Annotated in this window: 7 protein-coding genes; 6 read left to right on the forward strand and 1 reads right to left on the reverse strand. The window is 45.1% G+C overall.

Going from position 1 to position 7,037, the window contains the following annotated elements; all coding sequences use genetic code 11:
• Positions 1 to 64: 64 nt before the first annotated feature.
• Positions 65 to 1,126 (reverse strand): L,D-transpeptidase, encoded by a 1,062-nt coding sequence (locus HMPREF3022_RS04065; protein WP_049330706.1) that lies wholly within the window; start codon positions 1,124 to 1,126, stop codon positions 65 to 67.
• Positions 1,127 to 1,265: 139 nt separating this feature from the next.
• Here HMPREF3022_RS04065 and rlmD point away from each other — a divergent pair, with 139 nt between their 5' ends.
• The 6 genes from rlmD to HMPREF3022_RS04095 all read left to right on the forward strand — a co-directional run bounded on the left by rlmD (position 1,266) and on the right by HMPREF3022_RS04095 (position 6,907).
• Entirely contained in the window at positions 1,266 to 2,591 is a 1,326-nt protein-coding gene (rlmD, locus tag HMPREF3022_RS04070) for a 23S rRNA (uracil(1939)-C(5))-methyltransferase RlmD (protein ID WP_049330704.1), read from the forward strand.
• Positions 2,592 to 2,715: 124 nt separating this feature from the next.
• Positions 2,716 to 4,191, forward strand: a complete 1,476-nt coding sequence (locus tag HMPREF3022_RS04075; protein ID WP_049330703.1) for a hypothetical protein — start codon at positions 2,716 to 2,718, stop codon at positions 4,189 to 4,191.
• Between the two features lie 23 nt (positions 4,192 to 4,214).
• Positions 4,215 to 5,318 (forward strand): response regulator, encoded by a 1,104-nt coding sequence (locus HMPREF3022_RS04080; RefSeq protein ID WP_049330701.1) that lies wholly within the window; start codon positions 4,215 to 4,217, stop codon positions 5,316 to 5,318.
• Between the two features lie 10 nt (positions 5,319 to 5,328).
• Complete coding sequence (locus HMPREF3022_RS04085) at positions 5,329 to 5,865, forward strand: GTP-binding protein (RefSeq protein ID WP_003748733.1); 537 nt, start codon at positions 5,329 to 5,331, stop codon at positions 5,863 to 5,865.
• A gap of 1 nt (position 5,866) precedes the next feature.
• Positions 5,867 to 6,508, forward strand: a complete 642-nt coding sequence (locus HMPREF3022_RS04090) for a hypothetical protein (protein WP_003679679.1) — start codon at positions 5,867 to 5,869, stop codon at positions 6,506 to 6,508.
• A gap of 39 nt (positions 6,509 to 6,547) precedes the next feature.
• Positions 6,548 to 6,907 carry a roadblock/LC7 domain-containing protein gene (locus tag HMPREF3022_RS04095; protein ID WP_003679682.1) on the forward strand — a complete coding sequence of 120 codons (360 nt, stop codon included), beginning with the start codon at positions 6,548 to 6,550 and terminating at the stop codon, positions 6,905 to 6,907.
• Positions 6,908 to 7,037: the final 130 nt, after the last annotated feature.

The following is a 7,037-nucleotide window of genomic DNA, read 5'->3' on the forward strand; positions in this document are numbered from 1 at the left end:
TTGTACGAAAAGGCCGTCTGAAAAATTCATTTCAGACGGCCTTTGGCTATGTATTTTGTTCTGCTTAGAACAGCAAATCTGCCGGTTCGCTGCTTGCCGGAGCATCTTTCACAGGAGCAGAGGCAGGGGCAGTAGCCGGTTCGGAAGCGGCTTTAGGAGCGGAAGCAGGAGCATCGGCCGGAGTGGTTGCCGGTTTGGCAGCAGGTTTTGCCGGTTTCAGCGGAGTCGGACGAACGCTTTGTTTCGGTTCGGATGCTGCCTTATTTGTATCGTCGGTAGCATCGACTTCGATTTCAGTGCCTTGAGGCAATACCACATCTTTAGCAGGAGCCGGTTTAGGCATGACTTTAGGTTTGCTGTAAGCATCCGTGCCGCTGGTCCATGCCAAAGATTTCAAAGGCGATTTGAGTTTCACGCCTTTGGCGCAGGTCAGACAGTTTGCCGCGCCGGTGCGTCCTTTCAGGATTGCATCTACACGTGCGGCAGGGATGGTTTTACCGTGCGCTTTTGCCCAGGCAGCAATGCTTTTTTTCAGGGCAGCCGTATCAAGGTTTTTCTTGTCGTATGGGTCGCGATAGGCAGCCAGCCACAAGTTTTGGTTGGCATCTTCGTTCAGGCTCGCCATTTGGTAGATAACGGAGGCAGGAGAACCTGTTGCGATGGTTTTGGCGAATTCTAATGCATCAGGCGATTTCATGCGCACGCAACCATGGCTGCGGACGCCGGGTACGCTGGCAGGGGCATTGGTGCCGTGAATGCCAAGGCTTAATTTAGGGTCGCCAAGACGGACAAATACCGGGCCCAGCGGGTTATTTGGGCCGGCCGGTACGCTTTTAACGCCGTCATTGCGTTCTTTTTGGATAGATTTAGGGATGTGCCAAACCGGGTTGTAGGCTTTTGCGCCGATTTTATGTTCGCCCAGATTGGTTTGGGTCATGGCTTTGCCGACGGCAACAGGATAAATTTTGCTCAGTTTACCGTTGTCGTAGAGGAACAAACGCTGTTGCGTAATATTGATAACGACGTGTTGTCCGGAAGAGGCGGGGGAGACGTCTGGAATAAGTGTGTTTGCAGCAGCGGCTGAAGTTAAAAGGGCGGCTGTCAGGCCGAACAGTATTTTTTTCATGTCGTCTTTTTTTGTAGGGTTTGAAATGAAAGTTTTTGGCGCATGATACCTGAAACTCTGTGTTTTTGTGAGAAAATATGCGCTTTCGGTATTAGAAAACAGTCAAACGGTCGGGCAACTGCTGAGTGACGGAAACGGTATGGGTGTGAAAGAACAGTATCAAGAGGCGGAAGTTTTTTCTTTGGATTATGAGGGCAGGGGTGTTGCCAAAGTCGATGGGAAGACCGTATTTATCAGCGGTGCGCTGCCTGGAGAGCGTGTAACGTTTGTCATACATAAAGAGAAAAAGCAGTTTGCCGAGGCTCAAGTTGAAAAGGTTTTGAAGGCTTCTCCCGAACGTGTCGAGCCGACGTGTTGTTATTTTGATACATGTGGCGGCTGTTCGCTTCAACATGTTTCTTTCGGAGCGCAAGTTGCGTTAAAGCAACGGATTTTGGAAGAGCAGTTAGAACGGATAGGAAAGGTCAAGCCGGAAATAATTTTACCTCCCTTATATGGTTACTCCTGGTATTATCGCGATAGGGCGCGTTTGAGTGTTTCGGTGGATAAAAAAGGCCGTCTGAAACTCGGTTTTCAGGCCAAAAAGAGCCATGATGTCGTCAATATCCGCCATTGCCATATTTTGCCTAAACATGTATCCGATAGATTGCCTGATGTCCGCAATTTGCTGCAAAAGCTGCATGATGATGGTGTGAAAGTAAAATTTGTTGAGTTTTATTGCGGAAAAAATGTGACAGTGCTCAACATTCGTTTCGTAAATCAACCGTTTGGACAAATATTAAGCGAATTACGTAATTGGTTTGATAAGATATTGTCGGGTGCTGAAAAGGCATGGCAAATATGGTTGCAGGATCATTCCGAGTCCTTGCCGTTTTACCCTGAGAACGCGCCTGCCCTGAACTATACTTTTGCTCAATTTGATGTGGAAATGCCTTACAAACCCGGTGATTTTACGCAGATTAATGCGCAGCTGAACGAAGTGATGGTGGCAAGGGCTGTCAGGCTTTTAAATCCTCAAAAAGGGGAGCGGATTGCCGATCTGTTTTGCGGTTTGGGCAATTTCAGTTTGCCGCTGGCAAAAAGTGGCGCATCGGTTGTCGGTATTGAAGGCGCTGATTATTTGGTAGATAGGGCAAAGGAAAATGCCCACCTAAATCGTTGTGCCGAGAATATGACGTTTTCTGTTGCCGACTTGTTCGATACTGATGAAAAAACTGTTGAGTCATGGGGAAAATTTGACAAGATGCTACTGGATCCGCCGAGAAGCGGGGCTTATGCTGTTGTCAAATCGCTACACAAGCCGTTTTTGCCTCAGAAGATAGTGTATGTTTCGTGTAATCCATCAACATTTGCACGAGATGCTGGTGTCTTGGTTGATAAGGGCTATAAGTTTAAGGCGGCAGGAATCATGAATATGTTTGCACAAACCTCGCATGTTGAATCCATCGGTGTGTTCGAGTTGTAAATTGGTATCAAGTCCTTTATGTGAGTAGGGTTTTTAATGTAAAAATGAGTGCATTCATGTTATCATCATTCGTTTGGGGAATTCATAACGTTGAAGTTGCGTGTAAAGCAACAGATGTTAATAAATGCAGTTTGCAGCACAAGACCGGGAGGTGTTCTTGAACTATCAACTTTTAACTATTTTTTTGCTGGTGCTTTTTTTGCTGGTGTTGTTTTTTGTTCGTCATAAACAAAGTAACAATTCAGACAAACAAAGCGCACATGCATCAAAAGGCGGCCATAAATCTGCCGCTCATACAGCCTCCTCTGAGGATGGAAGTGACTGGATTGAGAAAGTCAACCAGACAGTTTCCAATGCGGATAATCAAGACTGGGAATGGGGCGGAAGCGGCTCAAACGATGCAACAGCTTCTGTTTCCGCACAAGAAGTCGATCCGCTGACCGAATATCAGGTTTATAAACAGTTCGGCTATGAAAGCAAAGCAGCGGAGTCTTTGGCCGGTTATCTCAATACCTTGGAAGACGGCGCTCCAGAAAAACTGGTTCATGAATTGATTGGTTTGAATCTGCGAGTTGGCAATATCGACATGCTGGCGGATACGCTTGAGCGTCATAGTGCTTCCCTTTCTGAAGACAGCGTAGCCGAATACCTGAAAGCCGGTCTGGCTTTGGATTCTACTAACCTGCGCCTGCGTGTTTTCGCCGAGCATCATCTTGGTTGGAATATGCAGGAAGTGGACCGTCAAATTGGCGAACAAAGCGGTTTGGAAGTTGCTTCCGACGAGCATATTGCCTTTGAGAACGACTCGATTGAACGCATTGTCGTTCCAGATATGGGCAAACGTGCGCCTATCGTATTAGGCAAGAAAGATTTTGGTGAAATTAGCCCTGAAGAGATGGGTGCGGTTATTGGTTTTGCCAAACCGGAACGCAGTGCAAAAATCCTGAAAGACAAGATTAGCTACGAGACTGCTTTGCATCAATACAATAAAGCAATCCAAACTTCTGCGAAGCCTGCTGGTCTCATTATCGATGCCTTGCGTCTGGATTATCAGAATGAAGAAGTAGGGCAGTTTGCCAAGCATCTGTGGAAGCTTTACCACTCTTTGGGTCAATATGGCCGTCAAGTAAAAGAACGTATGCTTGGTTGGGGTTATAGCCTTGGTTATCACGAAATTTTTGATGATTTGGAAAAAGGGCCGTCTGAACAGCAAATTAAAGAGATTGGCTTAAAGCGCGGCTATATTCAGCCAAGTTCTTTGCAAATGAAAGCCAAATATCGTGAGTTGGTTCAAAAAGACTCTTCGGTTATCAGCGCCAGCTCCTCACCTGCTGATGAAGCCCTGAAAGAAGTGGAATCTCTGTTGGCCTACGGTCAGTTGGATTTGGCTATCAGCACTCTGGAACAAGCTGTTTTGCAGTATCCTCAAGAATCGCAGCTGTACATTATCTTGTTTGATTTGTACGAACGCGTCGAAGACTGGGGACGTTTGGAGCAATTCCTGCGCTTGTTGCGCGAGCGTGTTGTCAGCCTGCCTGAAGAGGTTGTCTTGGCAATGAGCCGTCTCTTGCAACGAATGAACCAATATTCAAAAAAATAAGATAATCGTAGAAAGTACGAGTAATGAATAATCATTTACCAAAAATTAAAACCATACGGGTTATGTTACAGGAGATGGGTGAGCAACAGCAGGCGGTATTCCGTATGGCATTTAAAATGCACAATACGACGAATTACGTCATCGTTTCTCCTGATTCTGATGAAAAACCGGATTTGGTATTGGTTGATACCGATACGCCGGCAGGTGTAGAAGCTTGGAAAGAGTCGAAGAAAACTTATCCGGAAGTACCTGTGGCAATGTTTTCTTCTGAATTGCCAACCGTAACGACTCCTTATTTGGCCAAGCCGGTTAAATTCGATACCTTGTTTCCTGTTTTGCGCAGCCTGGCTCAGGGCGGGAATGTTTTTGAGCCGTCTGAACAACAAGCGGCTGAAGAGAATAAAAGACAATCTAATTCCGATGGTACAAGAAAAGCAACTATTCGCCGATTTAATCCAAATAAAGGCTTGTTGGGCGCGCTGAAATTTGCCAGTCAAGGACACCAAGATATTGCCGTCTTGCATGAAGGTAAGCCGATATTAATCGTGTTTCCTAGTATCCAGCGAGTACTGTTGACAGTCAGTGCCAATGAGTTGGAGAAATTGTGTAAAAACGATAACTTGGCTGTCGTGTGTAAGGCTGTCCCTGATAATCCTCAATGGAAAGAAAAAGCCAAAGTCACCATTATGTCATGCTTGTGGCAAATGGCTATTTGGACTGCATCAGGCCGTCTGATTTATCCAATGACGCCGCAAACTGTCTTTACACTCAAGCGGTGGCCAAACTTAACCCGTTTGGCACATGTTCCGGAATCTATGCGTTTGTCGGCATTTCTGACAAAAACGTCTGTTAATCTTAACATCCTCTATAAAGTCATGCCTTTAGAAATGCCTGATATTTTGAACTATTTATCGGCAACATATATGACGGGCTTTTTGGCGACAGATACAGAGTTTGCAACTGATGCGAACAATACGCCTTCGTTGAACGAACAGATTGATGTGAATAGCAAAGACGTACCTGAAACAGCAATGAGCAAAGAGGCTCAAAAAATTGCCGGTCCGTCGAAAGAACAACCTCGCGGCCTGTTGCAACGCCTGATGCGTAAGTTGCTGGGCAAATCGTAAAGGACACGTCATGAAAGAAAATAAAATTATCTTTACCGGTCCTGTCGGCGTAGGTAAAACCACTGCAATTTCAGCTTTATCTGATGAACCACCGGTTCAAACCGATGCATCTGCATCCGATATGACACTTGTCCGCAAGGGGTACACGACTGTGGCGATGGACTACGGTGTCATTCATTTGGATGAGGAAACCAAGGTTCACCTTTACGGTACGCCTGGTCAGGAGCGTTTTAATTTCATGTGGGAAATTCTGAGCCAAGGCAGTATGGGCTTAGTGCTTCTTTTAGATAATACAAGAAGCAATCCATTGAAAGACCTGCAATTCTTCTTGGATGCATTCCGGGAGTTGCTGAAAAAAGCGCCTCTGGTTGTAGGGGTAACGAAGATGGATATCCGATCCTTACCAAGCGTAGATGTTTATCAAAAGTATTTAGCACAGAATAATTTTAATGTACCGGTTTTTGAGATTGATGCGCGTCGAGAAGACGATGTAAAACAATTGGTTACTGCCATGTTGTTCTCAATTGACCCCGGATTAGAGGTATAAGATGGAAGCGACACTCTCTTTACAAGCAAATTTATATCCTAAGATTACACCGGCGGGTGCGTATTATGCTGTTTCAAGTGATACGCCCAGTGCCAGCAGAACTTTATTGTATGGTCTGTTGCGTGCAGAGCCGTCTGAAACCATCAGCAGCGAAAAAATCTTGGCGTGGGCGGATACCAGCGACATCAATACCGCTTTGAACCTGCTATACCGCCTCCAACGCTTGGAATTTTTGTATGGTGATGAAGAAATCAGCACAGACGATATCCATTTGACTGACGAGCAATTGCCTACATTATTGGAACAGTTGTCCAATTCTGGCAAAGCTTTATTGGCTGATGAAAACGGTTTGTATTTTGCCAATGCCAATTTCCATCACGAGGCTGCAGAAGAGTTGGGTCTTTTGGCGAGCGAAGTGGCCAAAATGGAAGACAATCACCGTCTTTTGATTCGCAATAACCTGCATATCAATAATAGCGCATGGGGTATTTGTGATCCTTCAGGCCAAAGTGAATTGACCTTTTTCCCTCTGTATATTGGCATGACCAAGCTGATTTTGGTAATTGGCGGAATGCCTGACTTAAATAAAGAGGCTTTTGTTACTTTGGTTAAAGTGCTGTACCACCGATACGGCAGCCGTTGATTTTTGCCTGACCGATATTTATTTTAGAATGGAGCGACTATGCAACAACTATTAATCTCTGTATTAAGCGATTTGAACAATACCTCTGCTGATATCACTGCTTCTGCAGTTATTTCTACAGACGGCCTGCCGATCGCAACCATGCTGCCTTCCCACTTGAATGCAGACCGTGTAGGTGCGATGTCGGCAACGCTTTTGGCATTGGGCAATCGTTCCGTACATGAGTTGGCTTGCGGTGAGTTGGATCAGGTAATGGTTAAAGGTAAAAATGGCTATATTCTGTTGAGTCAAGCAGGTGAGAATGCAGTGTTGGCATTGATGGCAAAAGAAAGCGGTAAATTGGGCTTGATCTTGTTGGATGCGAAACGTGCAGCCAAACAAATTGCTGAAATCTTATAAAAGTTTTATAAATTAAAAAGATATAAAAATATTTTTGTTTTTATATAGATTGTTGCTTGACAGGTTTCTGATATTTTCTATATAATTTTATCTTTAATTCCCCGATAGCTCAGTCGGTAGAGCGACGGAC

The sequence above is a fragment of the Neisseria sp. HMSC065C04 genome (assembly GCF_001815375.1).
GTDB lineage: Bacteria > Pseudomonadota > Gammaproteobacteria > Burkholderiales > Neisseriaceae > Neisseria > Neisseria flavescens_D.

Excerpts from the sequence above, each read along its gene's own strand:
- HMPREF3022_RS04065 (WP_049330706.1), bottom strand. The coding sequence starts at position 1,126 with ATGAAAAAAATACTGTTCGGCCTGACAGCCGCCCTTTTAACTTCAGCC.
- rlmD (WP_049330704.1), top strand. The coding sequence starts at position 1,266 with ATGGGTGTGAAAGAACAGTATCAAGAGGCGGAAGTTTTTTCTTTGGAT.
- HMPREF3022_RS04075 (WP_049330703.1), top strand. The coding sequence starts at position 2,716 with ATGCAGTTTGCAGCACAAGACCGGGAGGTGTTCTTGAACTATCAACTT.
- HMPREF3022_RS04080 (WP_049330701.1), top strand. The coding sequence starts at position 4,215 with ATGAATAATCATTTACCAAAAATTAAAACCATACGGGTTATGTTACAG.
- HMPREF3022_RS04085 (WP_003748733.1), top strand. The coding sequence starts at position 5,329 with ATGAAAGAAAATAAAATTATCTTTACCGGTCCTGTCGGCGTAGGTAAA.
- HMPREF3022_RS04090 (WP_003679679.1), top strand. The coding sequence starts at position 5,867 with ATGGAAGCGACACTCTCTTTACAAGCAAATTTATATCCTAAGATTACA.
- HMPREF3022_RS04095 (WP_003679682.1), top strand. The coding sequence starts at position 6,548 with ATGCAACAACTATTAATCTCTGTATTAAGCGATTTGAACAATACCTCT.